The 15,461-nt window shown below is 46.5% G+C and carries 15 protein-coding genes; 14 read left to right on the top strand and 1 reads right to left on the bottom strand.

Annotated elements, in window-relative coordinates:
* Positions 1–1,359, bottom strand: coding sequence for a helix-turn-helix transcriptional regulator (locus tag B7991_RS01170; protein WP_088629220.1), 1,359 nt, complete (start codon positions 1,357–1,359; stop codon positions 1–3).
* A gap of 547 nt (positions 1,360–1,906) precedes the next feature.
* Between B7991_RS01170 and B7991_RS01160 the strand changes: the two genes are divergently transcribed.
* From B7991_RS01160 to B7991_RS01100, 14 genes are read left to right on the top strand one after another with little or no spacing between them, the layout of a single operon-like run.
* The gene (locus B7991_RS01160) at positions 1,907–2,485 is read left to right on the top strand and encodes a DUF4255 domain-containing protein (protein ID WP_088629218.1); all 579 of its coding nucleotides are present in this window, start codon (positions 1,907–1,909) and stop codon (positions 2,483–2,485) included.
* Positions 2,485–3,219, top strand: coding sequence for a hypothetical protein (locus B7991_RS01155; RefSeq protein ID WP_088629217.1), 735 nt, complete (start codon positions 2,485–2,487; stop codon positions 3,217–3,219). Before B7991_RS01160 ends, B7991_RS01155 begins: the two co-directional genes overlap by 1 nt.
* 18 nt (positions 3,220–3,237) lie before the next feature.
* Positions 3,238–4,809, top strand: a complete 1,572-nt coding sequence (locus B7991_RS01150) for a phage tail sheath subtilisin-like domain-containing protein (protein ID WP_088629216.1) — start codon at positions 3,238–3,240, stop codon at positions 4,807–4,809.
* 16 nt (positions 4,810–4,825) lie between these two features.
* Positions 4,826–5,287 (top strand): phage tail protein, encoded by a 462-nt coding sequence (locus tag B7991_RS01145; RefSeq protein WP_088629215.1) that lies wholly within the window; start codon positions 4,826–4,828, stop codon positions 5,285–5,287.
* Between the two features lie 10 nt (positions 5,288–5,297).
* Positions 5,298–5,768, top strand: coding sequence for a phage tail protein (locus B7991_RS01140; RefSeq protein WP_088629214.1), 471 nt, complete (start codon positions 5,298–5,300; stop codon positions 5,766–5,768).
* 1 nt (position 5,769) lies between these two features.
* The gene (locus B7991_RS14735) at positions 5,770–5,925 is read left to right on the top strand and encodes a DUF5908 family protein (protein WP_163443988.1); all 156 of its coding nucleotides are present in this window, start codon (positions 5,770–5,772) and stop codon (positions 5,923–5,925) included.
* On the top strand, positions 5,926–6,561 hold the full coding sequence (locus tag B7991_RS01135; protein ID WP_088629213.1) for a peptidoglycan-binding protein: 636 nt from the start codon (positions 5,926–5,928) through the stop codon (positions 6,559–6,561). It begins immediately after the preceding gene.
* A 9-nt stretch (positions 6,562–6,570) separates the two neighbouring features.
* Entirely contained in the window at positions 6,571–8,361 is a 1,791-nt protein-coding gene (gene vgrG / locus B7991_RS01130) for a type VI secretion system tip protein VgrG (protein ID WP_088629212.1), read from the top strand.
* Between the two features lie 8 nt (positions 8,362–8,369).
* The gene (locus B7991_RS01125) at positions 8,370–8,672 is read left to right on the top strand and encodes a PAAR domain-containing protein (RefSeq protein WP_088629211.1); all 303 of its coding nucleotides are present in this window, start codon (positions 8,370–8,372) and stop codon (positions 8,670–8,672) included.
* Position 8,673: 1 nt separating this feature from the next.
* A complete protein-coding gene (locus B7991_RS01120; protein WP_205490758.1) occupies positions 8,674–9,081 on the top strand; it encodes a GPW/gp25 family protein in 408 nt (135 codons plus the stop codon).
* A 16-nt stretch (positions 9,082–9,097) separates the two neighbouring features.
* A complete protein-coding gene (locus tag B7991_RS01115) occupies positions 9,098–12,172 on the top strand; it encodes a baseplate J/gp47 family protein (protein WP_088629210.1) in 3,075 nt (1,024 codons plus the stop codon).
* Positions 12,169–12,996: a hypothetical protein gene (locus B7991_RS01110; protein WP_217898024.1), complete on the top strand. Its 828-nt coding sequence runs from the start codon at positions 12,169–12,171 to the stop codon at positions 12,994–12,996. Before B7991_RS01115 ends, B7991_RS01110 begins: the two co-directional genes overlap by 4 nt.
* Entirely contained in the window at positions 12,993–14,348 is a 1,356-nt protein-coding gene (locus B7991_RS01105; protein ID WP_141099817.1) for a hypothetical protein, read from the top strand. The genes B7991_RS01110 and B7991_RS01105 overlap by 4 nt, the downstream gene beginning before the upstream one ends.
* The gene (locus tag B7991_RS01100; RefSeq protein WP_088629207.1) at positions 14,345–15,454 is read left to right on the top strand and encodes a contractile injection system tape measure protein; all 1,110 of its coding nucleotides are present in this window, start codon (positions 14,345–14,347) and stop codon (positions 15,452–15,454) included. The genes B7991_RS01105 and B7991_RS01100 overlap by 4 nt, the downstream gene beginning before the upstream one ends.
* Positions 15,455–15,461 lie beyond the last annotated feature (7 nt).

Below are 15,461 nucleotides of genomic sequence, written 5' to 3'. Positions count from 1 at the left end.
TTATGGGTTACTGACAGAAAAAAGATTCTGGAGGTTGTCCATGAACATCTGTTGCATTTGCGGGTTGACGCCCTTCAGGATGTGTTCGACGTAGGGCCTGCCAAAATCCGGGTGTTCTTTGTAGAGTTCCTTGATTTCGGCTTGGCTTTCGGTGAACTTGCCGAGCTTGTTGTAACAGAAAATGATGAACAGGTAGAAAATTGTTGTCTTTGGCGTGTAAAGCAAGATCTGTCTAGAAAGCTTGATGCATTCTTCGTACTTGCCTTGCAAGAGCAATATGAGAGCCTTGCCTTGCTTGATGGAGGCTTGTGCCGCAGTTGCTGGAATCAGGCGCTCGCATTCGTTGATGAGGTTCAACGCGTTTTCGTTCTGGCCAATCAGCATGTAAATCTGGATAAGGATGGTACGTGCGATGATCGTCTGTGGGTTTGCCTCGATGACCTGCTTGAAATAAGCAATTGCTTCGCTCTTGTTGCCGATAACGATGTTGTAAAAGGCCATAATCATTTGCGAGTAAATGGAATATGGCGCATTGAACATGGCCTTGCGGGCGAATTCGGCCAGCTGCAAGGTGTATTCTTTTGTATCGCCCCAGTTGTCTAGAATTGCGATGTAGTAGACAAGTGAAAGTGTATAAAGCGCTTGTTCGCTGTAGATATCGCCAGTGGCAAGAGGCGTGAGCATGTCCTTGCAGTAGTTGAATGTTTCCTTGCTGCGGTTTTCGAACTTGATGTTGCAATGCGCGGTCGCGTACCACCAATAGGGAATGGGACTTTGGGGAGTATACTTTATATTGGCCGTCGCAAGCACGATGTGTCGGAACAAAAGCATTGCCGCTTTCTGGGCAATCTCTAGAATGTTGTCTGAGCTGATTTTGACAGAGGTTGTCCAAAGCATCTCGTGCGTTGAACCGAGCCTTACCGATAAGAATAAAGTTTCGTCTTTGTCTTTGGCCGCCGAAACGTCAATTGAAAAGGCGGGGTCAAAAGAGTTGTCTTCTGTATCTGTAATGCGGAAGATGCGGTATTGGTGAATGGCTTCTACCAGAGAATAGTAGAGACCATTAGCCTTCGGGTATGCGGAAAGGTCTTTCTGTTTGAGAAAAATGATGTTGAGGTCTTTCTTGACGTCGCCTGTGTTGGGGGCTTCTTCGCTATTTCCGTCGATTTTTGCAGATACAGCCTCTGTTCTGTTGGTGACTTCAAGAATTTTGTAGATGTTGGCTAGGTGCGCTTTGACCGTATTTGCCGAAATGTTCAAAGTCTTGCAAATCTCGTTATTCGTTAGCCCCTTGCGCAAAAGGGCTAATATCTCTTTTTGACGAGATGTTAATTCAGACTGACATTTATGCTCAAACATACCTGAAAATTTAATAAAGCATGTTCCATTTATATGGAGAATATTTCTGTTTTTTTTATGTTTTTTTGTGAAAAAATGGCGTTTTTGCGTCTTTTTGGCCGATTTATGTCCTTTTGGGTTGGAAAAAAGAGGTATGATTTGGTGTAACCCTTGAAATGGCGCTTTTTTTTTTACGCTGTATTATAGGGGTGTATCATATCATGATACGTATAGTATTTGCCTATGACTTTTGTCTGTATTGGCAGTTTTTTGTAAGAAAAATAGCATTTTTTGACGTTTTTGGTGTGGAAACTTTTGTTAACGAATTGCTTCCTATTTTATGTACAATGTTTACGAAATTTGTATTTATAAATAAAATTTGCGTAATTTATTCGTCTTTCTACAAACATTTATCTTTAAAAATAACTAAAAATGTGAAAAATAAATTTTACAATTTACAAAATGCTGAACTTATAATTATATTGCCGCGTTGAAAGTTATAATACGAACGAAATAATACATATAAACATATATATGTATTGCAAACAAAGGGTGGGCATCTTTTGTTATGATCGGGGCTTCGTTGCAGTTTTTGGCTATGCAACTAAATCTTCACTTACGACGCACGATGTCGATACGTGAAGATCTTGTTGTCGTGTCTAGAATGCTTGAAAATGACGGGAAAGAATATGAAGGGGCTACGAACAAACTGAACATATTCCTAGTGAATATGGAACGCGATAGTATGGTGCAAAACCATGCTGTTCCAGAATTTAGAGGTGACAGAGCTGTTGTTCCGCAGAAAAAAGTATTCTTGAACTTGTACTTTGTTATTGCTGCCAATTTTAAAGGTGGAAACTACGTAGATTCGTTACGTTATTTGTCCAAAGCTGTCGCTTTTTTCATGGATCATTCGTTCTTTGACCGTTCGACTTCGCCTGACATGCCTGATGGTTTGGAAAAAATTGCCATCGACATGGAAAACTTGAATATGCAGGAACTGAATAATTTGTGGGGGACGATAGGGGCAAAATATGTCCCATCAGTGGTTTATCGTTTAAAGACGGTTGCTCTTGGCGGAAACTACTCGTATTACCAGCCGTATGTTATACGGCTTCCAGAAAACTCAGAATTGGGGTTGCTTTAATGGAATACGCAAGAATTGTAGATGTCTCGCTTTGCCACGAATACTACAACGGGAGTTCTTGTGGCTTTAAGGTCGTACCGTCTGCGGAAACGGCTGAAATCCTGAAGAAAGAAGAAGCTTTATGCCGCATATACGATGGAAAAGTGCGGCTTATGGCGCCTGCGACCTCTTTTGCTCAAGAGGTAACGCTCCTTTTTTATGTCAAGGCGTCAATTGCTGAAGTCTGGAATGTGACAAATTTCGATGGAATTGCCCATGACGAGTTCCCGGTGGCTATAGTTTCCTGTGATGGTGGGGTGCGTTTTGAAGGGCGCAGCAAGGATTCTTTGCCCGAACTGCAGCGTATGTTTGGCGTTGTTTTTGCCCTGGAACTCCATTTGACTCCCAAACAGCCGCTTATGGGCACTGTAAAGGTGCCGACTAAAAAATTGAGGTGGTGCTATTGCGTCTCAGGCATTTATGCTGAACGCGATTTGCAAATTAACGACTCGCTGAAGGTTGATGACCCGGTGCAGTTTGATTGTGTGGAAAAGTCGTCACGTATGTCGCTTTATGTTTCGCGGACCGAAATCCCGATTGTAAGCGGATCGCCTCCTCGTTTCCAACTTTTGGACAGTGCAACTTCAAAGGTGTTGATGAAGTGCCTTCCGAATGCAAGTGCAAAGTCAATTGCCAAGGCGTGTCTGGATGATGGCTCAAGCGCCATTGTCGCTGAATGTTTTATTAATCCATAAAAAATAGGAGAATCATAAATGCCTGCATCATACAAAACCCCAGGCGTCTATCTCGTTGAGAAAGATGCTTTCCCGGGCTCGGTGGTGGAAGTTGCTACTGCTATTCCCGCATTTATCGGCTACACCGAAAAGGCGGAATACAATGGTAAGGACTTGACGAACAAGCCTTTCCGAATCACTTCCTTTGCTGAATACCTGAACATTTTCGGTGGCGCTCCCAGTGTGCGATTCACATATGCGGCTGAATCCGCATCTGCTGCTCCCGCAGAAGGCGAGGACGGTGCCGAAGCAAGTGCCGAAACGAAGTCCGAAGCCAAGGCTTCGCTTAAGGCAAAGACCATGTTCCGTCTCTACGATTCCATGCGCATCTTCTTCCAGAATGGTGGTGCCGCATGCTATATCTGCTCTGTTGGCGGTTACGACAAGAAAATCGAAAAGAAGCCGTTGTTCGAAGGTATTGCCCCGTTCGTAAAGGAACAGGAACCGACGATTATGCTCGTGCCGGATGCCGTTTCGCTTGGCGATGCTCAGGAATGCGCCGATATCCAGAATGAATTGCTTGCGCATTGCAACAAAATGCAGAACCGATTCACCATTCTCGATGTCTACGATGGCTTCAAGGAACCGCTGGAATGCATCAACACGTTCCGCGAAAAGGTGACGGATTTCCTCAAGTATGGTGCCGCTTACTATCCGTGGATCAATACGAGCGTTGTCGCTTCGAGTGAACTCTCGTTTGCAAATATCGAGCCGGAAGCCGAAGGCGAAGGTGCCTATGCGACGCTTGCACTTGACCTTGCAAAGTCCGTGGTTCCGAAGATTGAAAGCCTCGATATCTCGGACGATGATGCTAAAAAGTTGGAACTTACGCCGAAACAGAAGGAACTCGTCAGCTTCTTCAAGGCTTTGAGCAATTTTGATGTCAAGAAGGATCCGACGGATTTGCACAACACGCTTACGGTTGTCTGCCCGAAGTATGCCGCTATGATGAACACCATGAGCGAAATGCTCAACTTGATGCCGCCTTCTGCTGCAATGGCTGGTATTTATGCCCGCGTCGATAATAACGAAGGCGTGTGGAAGGCTCCGGCCAATGTCGGTATCAATGGCGTTGTCTCTCCGGCAGTGAACTTGACCAACGATGAACAGGAAGACTTGAACGTTCCGCTGAACGGTAAGGCCGTGAACGCAATCCGCTACTTTGTTGGCGATGGCATCAAGGTCTGGGGCGCTCGTACGCTTGATGGCAACAGCCTCGATTGGCGCTATGTGAACGTTCGCCGTACCATGATCATGCTCGAAGAATCAATCAAGCAGGCATCTAAGGCTTATGTGTTCGACGCAAACACGTCTACGACTTGGCTCACGATGAAGAACATGATTGGCAACTTCCTCAATAGCGTTTGGAAGCGCGGCGGCCTTGCTGGCGCTACGCCGGAAGATGCTTACGAAGTGCATGTGGGCCTTGGCGATACCATGACTCCGGAAGATATTCTCGAAGGCATTTTGAGAGTGACCGTGAAGGTGGCTTTGATTCGCCCGGCAGAATTCATCGAACTCACATTCCAACAGCAACAGCAGAAGTCGTAATAGGAGGTAAATCAATATGGCTGATGAAAATGGCGCAGCACAAAGTGCAAGTGTATGGCCCATGCCCAAATTCCACTTCAAGGTGATGTGGAATGATGTCCAGATGTCCTTTCAGGAAGTTTCTGGTCTTGATGCTCAGTCCGAAGAAATCAAGTATCGTTCGGGAGACAGTCCGATTTTCTCTCCGGTCAAGATGCCTGGCCTTGTCAAGTACAGCAATGTCACGATGAAGAAGGGTATTTTCAAGGGCGATAACAAGTTCTGGGACTGGTTCAAGAAAATCAAGATGAATACCATTGAACGTACGACCGTTACGATTAGCCTCCTCGATGAAGGTGGCGCTGAAACGATGGTTTGGACGCTCAAGAACGCTTGGCCGACCAAGGTGACGGGGACCGATCTCAAGTCCGAAGGCAACGAAGTTGCAATCGAAACGATTGAAATTGTCCACGAAGGCCTTGAAATCAAGAATGGCTAGTAGGTAGAATATGGCGCCTCCTGAAAAAAAGGTTCCTCCAGAATGGTTTATACCGGTTTCTTTTCATTTCTCAGTATCGATTGGAAAACAGCCGGTATCCTTTAGTGAAGTCAAGGGAATTGACTTTACGTTGGAGACTGAATCTGTAATTTCAGGAGGCGACAGTTTTACGAAGTATTATCTTCCGAAAGGGAAAAAGTTTAGTGATTTGGTTTTGTCGCGTGGCATGCTTAGAACGGATGATGAATTCTTTACTTGGTGCAGCGAAATTATTAATAGTCCGCCCAAAAAAGATTTCATAAAACTAAAGGATGTTCTTGTTTCGTTGTTGGATGAGGAAAATCAACCTATAAAGACATGGACTTTTAATCAAGCTTATCCGGTGCAGTGGACAGTGACTGATTTTAATGCCATGAAAAATGAAATTGTTATTGAAACAGTTCATATCAAATATAATTCGTTTAGTATAAAGTTGGGTTAGTATGTCACTTGAAATAAAAAACTTTGTTGTAAATATCCATGTGACGGGTTCTTCTGAAGATAATAAGCAAGAAGACTTGGAAAATTTGCGTTCTGAAATATTGGATGAATGTCGAGAAATGATTAGTGAATCTATTGAAAAGTCGAGAGAACGATAAATGGGATTAGAAAAGCTTACATTAAAATCTGACGGTGGCGAATTTTCCGCCATGCTGAATCCTAAAACGTTTTCTTTAACGGATACTATTCGTTATTCCAAATCTCGTGAACTGAGAAGCTTAAAGTTTGACAGCTATGGCAAGAAAAAGGTTAATATCCCGAATATTCTTCTAGATACAACGGGAGCTATTCCTAAAGCTTTATGGCCCATGGATGGGACCATAAAGGAGATGATTGAAAAATTAAAGAAGGTTGTTTTTGCGTTTGATGGTGATAAACATGAACCTCCAATAGTTGATATTACTTGGGGGCCTTATAAAACGCAAGGTCGCCTGGGCAAGATCGATGTAAAATACACTTTATTTGATATTGACGGCGCTCCGATTCGTGCTGAAGTTTCACTCGATTTTTTTGAGTTTGAATCTTTCAAGGAAATCGAGGCTAAACAGAATAAGCAATCTCCAGACCTAACCCATATTATCGAAGTTAAATCGGGTGATACGCTCCCGAACCTTTGCAATAAAGTTTATAACGATCCGTCGTATTACATGCAAGTGGCCCGAATTAATGGGCTCTCCAGTTTTTGCCGCTTAAAGCCGGGGACGCGTCTTGTGTTCCCGCCACTTGTCGATTGAGGTGTTTGAATGTCAAGTAAGTCGCCCATATTTAAAGATGAAGGCCCGTTAGAATGTGTCATTCTGGGGAACGGAAATGCTCTCTCGTCTGTTCTCCCGATTGTTTCTGTCGATGTTTATTACGGCATCAACACGATCCCGAAGGCTGTTGTCGTGATTGAAGATGGCGAAATGAGCAATGGCAAGTTCCCGCTGAGCGATGGTTCTGATTTGGAGCCCGGTTCAGAGGTGACGATTAAAGCCGGCTATGCTACAAACTCTTCGCCGATTTTCAAGGGCGTGGTCGTTCGCCATGGCGTTTCGATTTCTAAGCGTGGGCGTAGTTGCGTTAAAATCGAGTGTCGCGACAAGGCGATTGCAATGACATGCGCTCGCAAAAATGCGAATTATCTCGAAAAGACCGATGATGCCATCGTCAAGAAGTTGGCTGGCGATTATGGCGTTTCGATAAAGTCTAGCATGGGTGGCGAAGCGCATAAAGAAATTTTGCAGTATTACTGCACCGATTGGGACTTTATCATGACTCGTGCCGAGGCCAATGGCTGCTGGCTCATTGCCGATGACAAGGGAATGTCCATCGAAAAAATTGCTGCCAAGGGTGGTGCCGATGTGGAACTCACTTGGGGCACGGATATTATCGAGTTTAAGGCCGAGGCAAATGCGCTTTTCCAAGTCAAAAATGTCGAGGCGAAATCTTGGGACATTACAAAGCAACAGGTGATTTCTGGAAAGTCTGGCATGAAATCGCTTGGCGGCCAGACAAATCTTGCTAATAGCAAACTTCAGGGCGTCTTGAAAGTATCATCGAACACGTTGCAGAGCAATTCTCAAGTTTCTAAGGGAATGCTTACATCTTGGGCCGAAGCGGAACAGCTGAAAAATGAACTTTCGAGAATTTGCGGCTCTGTTGTTTGCCTGGGTTCAACAACGGCGAAACTTGGCGGGCTTGTGGGCCTAAAGAATGTGGGCGACCGCTTTAAGGGCGGAGCGCTTGTTTCTGGAATCCATCATCACATTAGCGATGGCTTGTGGACTACGGAATTTACGTTTGGTATGCCCAAGGAGTGGTTCTCGGAAAAGTTTGGAGTCTCTTCGCCGATAGCATCTGGAATCAACTGCGGCGTACATGGGCTCATGACGGGTGTCGTGATGCAGATTCACGAAGATCCGGAAAAACTGAATCGCGTCAAGGTGAAAATCCCGCTGATGCAGAACGAAAAAGAAGATGTCTGGGCGCGTCTCGGTGGCGTTTACGCATCGAATAAGTTTGGTTGCCTGTTCTTCCCGGAAGTGGGTGACGAGGTGATTCTCGGATTCTTTGGCGGTGACCCGTCGAGTCCGGTAATTCTCGGAAGCCTTTATAGCGGCAAGCATGCAACTCCGCAGGCGCTTGAACAAAAGAATAACATCAAGCAGATTCTGACGCGCGAAAAACTGAGCGTCGAATTCAATGAAGAAAAGAAGTCCATCACGGTGACGACTCCGGGCAAGCGCAAGTTTGTGCTGGATGATGATGGCAAAAAGATCACGGTCGAAGACCCGTCCGGCAACAAGCTCGAAATGTCTGATAGCGGCATCAAGGTAGAATCGAAAAAGGATATTTGCTTTGATACCAAGGGCAAGTTCAACGTCTCGGCTGTGGGCGGAATCGCCTTGAGTTCAAAGGGTGACCTTAAAGGAGAGGGAATGAACGTGGAATTTAATGGAAAGGTGGGATTCACCGGTAAAGGGAGTGCCAAGGCCGAAGTTTCTGCTTCAGGACAGACTGTCATCAAGGGCGCTATGGTGATGATCAACTAGGAGTTTTTATGCCGTGTGCTGCAAGACTTACTGATATGCATACATGCCCCATGCAGACTCCTGCATGGCCATCGCCCATCCCTCATGTGGGTGGCCCCGTTGTGGGGCCGGGTGCGCCGACGGTTTTGATTGGCGGGCTGCCTGCTGCTGTGATGGGGGATTCTTGCGTATGCGTTGGCCCTCCGGATTCCATTATTAAAGGTTCTGCAACGGTCATGATTTGCGGAAAACCGGCGGCGCGCATGGGCGATTCTACAGCTCATGGCGGCTCGATTGTTTTGGGTTGCCCGACGGTGATGATTGGAGGCTAGCGTGCTGGATACTTCTTTTTTAGGTCGCGGTTGGTCGTTTCCGGTCTCTTTTTCGAAATCTGGACATGCCAAAATGTCGGAGCACGAAGATGATATTGAAGAAAGCTTGCGCATTCTTTTGAATACGTACCCTGGCGAGCGCACAATGCAGCCGGAATTTGGCTCGCGTTTGCGGGATTATTGCTTTGAAGCGTATTCGTTGAGGACAGAAACTCTTATCAAGGACGAAATTAGCAAGTCGATTCTGCTAAATGAGCCCCGTGTAGATGTTGAGGATATTGTCGTTGAACAGACCGATGCTGTGGGCGTTCTTAGAATCAACATCGTCTATGTTGTACGCTCGACGAACAGCCGCAGGAATCTAGTGTTCCCGTTCTACTTGAATGAAGCGACGGATGCAAGTGTATAGGTAATCGAATAGTTTTATGGCGGATAAGTATCAGATTCAAGATGGATTGAGCCAACGAGCTCGCGAGTTCCCGGAACTTGCGACGGGCTTTTTTGCTGTAGATTCCATGTCTACAGAATCCATTTTGTATTTGATGAAAGAGTATGCCAAAGAACACGGCAAGCCGCATTTCTTCGATGATATAAATTTATCGAAAGTTGTGGCGATGATGGAGGGCGAAGCCGACGGAAAAACCGACCCGGCTGCCGCTCTGTATGCGGTTTGCGCAAAGCTCATGGGACATGTTCAGCAATCGCTCAACACATTCCCAGATAAACGCATTGATTTTTATTACCGCAAAATCCTCAAGCAAGAAAATCGCGAAGCCGAAGGCGACCGTGCTTTTGTCACTCTCGATGTTGATAATGATGATGTTTCGTATGTGCTCCCCAAGGGGACCCGCTTTAGCGCTGGGGAAAATAGCAAGGGCGAAAATATCGAGTTTGAATCCGTCTGTGATTCTCCAATTAACAATGTAAAGGTTGCTAAAATCTTGACGGTCTCGTGCGTGAAGGGGTACCCGATTGCACAGGCCGAAATCCCGGTGTACACGCCTAAGGATGCAAGTGAACAGAAAATGCAACCGTATCCTTTGTTTGGACTGACGCGTTCGAATGAAGTGCCCGAAGGAACGGTTTTCTCGCAAGTGGGGCTTTGCGTTTCTAATCGCATTTTTTACATGTCGAGTGGCGTGCGAAACGTCAAATTGAATTTTGTATTTGCGCGTGAATCCTTGCGTCGTACGGTGGCTGATGTAGATTACGGCTCGGCTAGCGAGTTCTCGGCGGCATTCATGAATGCGTTCAAGCTCTCGCTTACTACGGAAAACGGCTGGCTTGACATTGAAGATTATAAAATCGGTTGCAATATTCTGAATTCGGAATGCCCTAAAAATGAATTGTCGCTTGAATTTACGCTGAAAGATACGGATCCTGCGGTTGTCAATTACGATCCGACAATTCACGGTGAACGCTACCGTTCGAAAAATCCGGTGCTTCGGCTTTTAGTCTCTCCTCGCAAGTCGCGTACGCTTTGGTTTGCTTTGATGAGGATGCATTTACAGAGCGTACGCATTGCGGTTGATGTCTCGAAATGCCGCGATATTGCGGTCTCGAATGAATATGGCCCTGCCTCTACATTGCTGCCAGTGCAGCCGTTTGGCGCTGTCCCGAGTGTCGGGAGTTCGTTCATTGTGGGCTGCAAGGAAATTTGTGGCAAAAAACTGAACTCGTTTGATGTTCGTGGCAAGTGGTGCGGCCTCCCGAACTGTAAAGATTTTTCGGAATGGTATTCGCAATACGATAACCCTCCGAAAACGTCTGATTTTACGGTTTCGTTGAGCGGCCTTTATGGAGGCAATTGGCTCCCGTCCGATGAAAATAGCGTGACAAGCTCGCTGTTTAATGCGATGAACGCTGATTTCAAAATGTCGTTCAATAGCATTGTCTGTTCGCGAACAAGCGAAATGATTCCTGAAGATGAAAACTTCATGTATTCGCCGATGATGAAGGATGGGTTCTTCAAGATGAAACTCATTGCGCCGTCCAAGGCGTTTATGCACCAGGAAATGTCGCGTGCGGTCTGCAATTCGTTCTTGACGCAGATTCTCAAGAAAAAGAGCGCCGATGAAATGCCGAATCAGCCGTACACGCCGAGCATCGAAGACTTGTACGTGAATTACACATCGTTTGCCGAAGTGGCGCTTTCGACGAATGATGCGCAGAATTCCGATAGCATTTTGTTTGTGCATCCGTATGGCTTTAGCGAAAAAGAACCGTATTTTGTGCATAACGGCGAACTTTTCTTAGGACTCCAATTTGCGGGGAAACCGAAAAAAGTAAATCTCTATTTTGTACTCAATCGTGACTCGGCGGCGCGTGGCCTTGAAAAAGGAATGTGCAATTGGTCTTACATGGGGCCGCTTGGCTGGAAGATTTTGCCCGATGAAAATCGATTGGCCGATACGACATCGCATTTTACATCATCAGGCATTGTAACGCTTGATTTGCCGAGCGATATTTCGAGCGAAACGGAATTGATGCCGAGTGGCTATTACTGGATTCGCATAAGCCCGAAGGGCGATTTTTGGCGCGAGTGCTCAAGACTTTTGACGGTCTTTACGCAGTCGCTCGAAGTTAAGCGCGTTTGCGGTTTTGAAGATGGCCTTATTCAAGACCATTGCAAACCGAAATGCATCAAGGAACTCACGAAGAGCGTTGCCGGAATTTCGAGCGTTTACCAGTTCGAAGAATCGTTTGGCGGCAAGGTGCGCGAAACCGATAACAAGATGCGTATGCGCGTGGCGGAGTATCTGTACCACAGGAATCGTGGCGTTTGCACGGAAGATTACGAGCGGTTGATTCTCGAACATTTCCCCGAAGTGCTTAAAGTCAAGTGTTTCCCGCATGTGCGCATTGATGAATCTACGGGCCGTTATGATTGCGCTTGCCCGGGCCACTTGCTTGTCGTGCCGGTTTCGCCGATGTTCTGCGATGGAACATTCCAGTGGGACCCGTGCGTGAGCGGCTCGGTGCTTTTGAATATCCGAGATTACTTGCAAAGTAAAGTTTCTCGCATTGCAAAAGTGCAGGTGGTGAACCCGTTCTTCGATAAGTTGCAAGTCCGTTGCAATGTCAAACTAAAGCATCGCGAAAACGAAGGTGAAATCCTTTTGGACTTGAACGAAAAAATCAATCGCTATTTGTCGCCGTGGTTCCCGCAGGTGGGCGGAATTACTAAGCATTTTGGCTGGAAACTCGATAAAATGGAACTCAAGTCCTATATCGAAAGCCTTGATTACGTGGATCAGGTGATGGACGATTTCACCATCATGAAAATTGCTTCTACGGACGAACAAAGATTCTTGGTGAATTTATTTGAGCAGTCTGAAGAGCGCTTGTTGCATGGCTCATTCCCATGGAGTATTGCGGTGCCAATGCGCAAGCACTTCATCAACGATATTGATTCTGCGAATAATTTGGGTTCACGCCGTGTCAACAACGGATATGGTGGCCTTGAAATTGGTCAAACATTTATCATAAGGAGAAAATGATGGCAGGACAGAGAATGGAATACATCGGGCTTAACCGAAGCGAGTTGAAATATCGCTTTACGGCTGGGCGCATGCCGACAGAAGAAGACTTTATGAGTCTTATCGATTCCATGGTGAACGCTGTGGATGATGGCTTTAGGGTCTCCGAAGAAAACGGCCTCGAAATTAAGCAGAGAAGAGATAACAGCCGCTTGGCGAGCTTTTTCTCGAACTTGGCAGAACGCAAGCCGGAGTGGTTTGCGAGTGTCCGCAAGAACATTGAGCAGGGCGAGACTTGTTTAAATATCAAAACGCCCGAAATGAAAGAAGATGAGACTGCCGTAACGCTTTTGAGCAAACGTTCGGCCGAAAATCCTGAAGGTGCTTCTGAAATCCGCATGGGCGTTGGCTGTGTTGCGCCGCAAAGCGAACTTGACGTTAATGGCGTGATTGCATCGAAGGGCCGTCTCGGTTACGAAAATGAAAATCTCGAAGTCGTTGCCGATGGCGAATGGCACGATGTGACCGAAGTTTTGACCGGTTGCCAGTGCTTTGAAATTGTTGCAGGTGTGGGTGGCAACGAAGGCGATGGCAAGTTTGCGCTTGCGCATGCGATTGCAGTCAATACGTTCAATAAAAATCCGTCTATCAATTTGACGCAGTCGTATAGCGGTGGGCGAGGCTCCAAGATCGACATTCGCTGGAAAACGGCTGCGAACAAGTTTGAATTCACGCTCCAGCTGCGTGTACATCACAAGTACGATGACGAAGGAAAAGTCAAGGTGCGTTATCGCTTGACCAAGCTCTGGTACGATACGCAAATGATTGGATCAATTGGTAAATGAGTGAATTCAACTCCATAACGATATCTCGTCAAGAGGTGAGACCGTTCGATTATGCGACCCTGCGGCAAGAGGCCATAGGGCTTGCGCAGAAGTTGAGCGGAAAAATTTGGACCGACTATAACGTTCACGATCCGGGCGTTACGATTTTGGAACAGATGGTCTTTACGCTCACGGAACTTGGCTACAAGACGGGTTTCGATGTCGAAGATTATCTCGCTTCGTTTGACGGGAATATCGATTATGAATCGCAGGCACTTTGTGCGCCGGCGCTTGTGATGCAGGAATTCCCTGTGACTCAGGATGAATACGCATCATTTTTCAAGTCGCGCATTTACTGCGAAAGGCATTTTACCAAATTGCGCTGTTATCCGCAAAAAGTCCGTTTTACAACGGACGATAACGGGTGCTACCGCGTTGAAATCTATATGGCGGGTAGCGTCAATGACCACGTGAGTGGTGAAATTTTTGAACGCTTTTGGAGACTTTGGCGCAAGTGGCGCTGCATGGGTGATTACGTCTCGGATTTGCGTATCAAGTGGATGGGTGGCGAACCGAATTTTGTAGAAAGTAATGTCCGCGCAAACATTCGCTCGGTTGACGCTGATGACGATGAAGCGGAAGAAATTTTGCCAACTGGAACGCATCACGATGTCACCGATTTTACGCCGATGATTGAACTTTTCCCGACGATTTATAGGGAAGGGGAGAGTGCTGAATCGCTAAAAGGTTATCTCGCTCCGATTGAGTTCGTGTTCAAAAAGTTTTTGGATGTTTTGGACCATTTCCCGGAGCTTTTCTCGATTCGTGGGGCGCGTTCGGCAAAGGTCTTTGAAAATCTGGAACGTTACAATTTGGCGCTTGACCAGATGCTAGCCATGTACGGCGTGCATTTCCCGAAGTTTAGCTTTATTGCGTTGCCGCGTCTCGTAAGTTGCAAGGTCGCATTCTTGCAGCATCTCCCGGAATTGCTCTTGCATCGCGTTGGCTATGCCTGGCGCCGCCGTGTGGAATTGATGCTCGGAATTCTTCGAGACCACCTAGATAAACTTGAAATTTTCAACGTCGATGGATTGCTTGTTGACGAAAAGGTTGGGCGCGTCCACATTGTAATGTTTGCCGATGATGATTTGACTCGCGAATCGCTTGACGATGTTGAACAGTTCATTTGCAATGAAATCCCTGCCCATTTGCTCCCCGTGATTTACTGGGTGCCTAAGCGTGAAAGCCATGCCTTTGCTGAGCTCTATAAGGACTGGAAATTCGACGGCCCGATGAAACTTACGATGTCGCCCCGCATGGTCGATTGGCTCTTGGCGCATAAACAGTTCATTTCAAAGAAGGTTTGGCTATGAGTGAATCGCTGAACATCATTGAAAACATGAACATGAATATTACCGTCGAAGATTCTTCTTTGCCGGTAGCTTCGGAGCGCGAACTGCACAGCTTTGCGCATGGTGCGTTGATTGAAACGCTTGATGACGTGCTCGCTGATGTGAATGTGGACGGTGATGTAGAGCTTGATTCCTTGACGATTGATTTGAACATCGAAGCTTCTGGCGATGTGTTTCAGCAAATTACTGATGCGTTGCGTGATGCGCTGAAATCGAAACTCGGCTCGGCTGTATTCAAGGCACAGAGTAAGCCTGTGACGACGATGCTTGCTGATGTTTACCGCCAGCACATGCCGATAGACAAATCGAGTAATCTCGAACATCGCTTTGATGCTCTTGCCGAAAGCTGGAATGATGAACATCAGGGCCAAAAGTTTAATCCGCTTGCGTTCTCGGAATCTGTAATCAAGAAAATGCAGGCCGAAAATCCGCAAATGGACATTCAGCAGATTGCCTACGTGGTTTACCAGCGTATTTTGCAGATGAAAAATGCGAAACCCGAGCATGCTCCAGATAAAAATGCTCGCACGCCCGAACAAAATTCGGCGCACTTCTCGAATACAACGCATGAGGTTATGGATTCTGGCTTGGTGCTGCTTGCTCCGTACTTGCCTGCACTTTTCGAGCGCACGGGATGCATTGAAAAAGGCGCTTTCGTAAACGATGATTCTCAGCACAAGGCCCTTGCGGTGCTTAAGTATGCGGCTTTCGGTAATTATGCGGAACCGCCCAAAGATGCCGCTGTGATGAACCTCCTTTGCAATTTGCCTGTGACGCCCGTGCTCTACGCCGATGAACTTCCGAAAGTCTCGGATAGCGAAAAGGAACTTGTCGATTCGCTGCTCCAGGCTGTTGTGGCAAACTGGAAGGCGGTGGGCCATATGTCTCCCGATGGGTTGCGCGGTACGTATTTTGTGCGAAACGGAATTGTTGAAACTTCGGGCATGACAGACATGCTGACGGTTGAAACGAAAACGTACGACATTTTGCTCGATAAGCTCCCGTGGGGCTACTCCATGATAAAACACCCGTGGATGAAAAAGGTATTAAATGTTAAATGGAGATGAGGCGCGC

This window comes from Fibrobacter sp. UWB3, from assembly GCF_002210405.1.
Taxonomy (GTDB): Bacteria; Fibrobacterota; Fibrobacteria; order Fibrobacterales; family Fibrobacteraceae; genus Fibrobacter.
The sequence above is the reverse complement of the archived record's forward strand: the minus strand, read 5'-3'. Positions and strand labels throughout refer to the sequence as shown.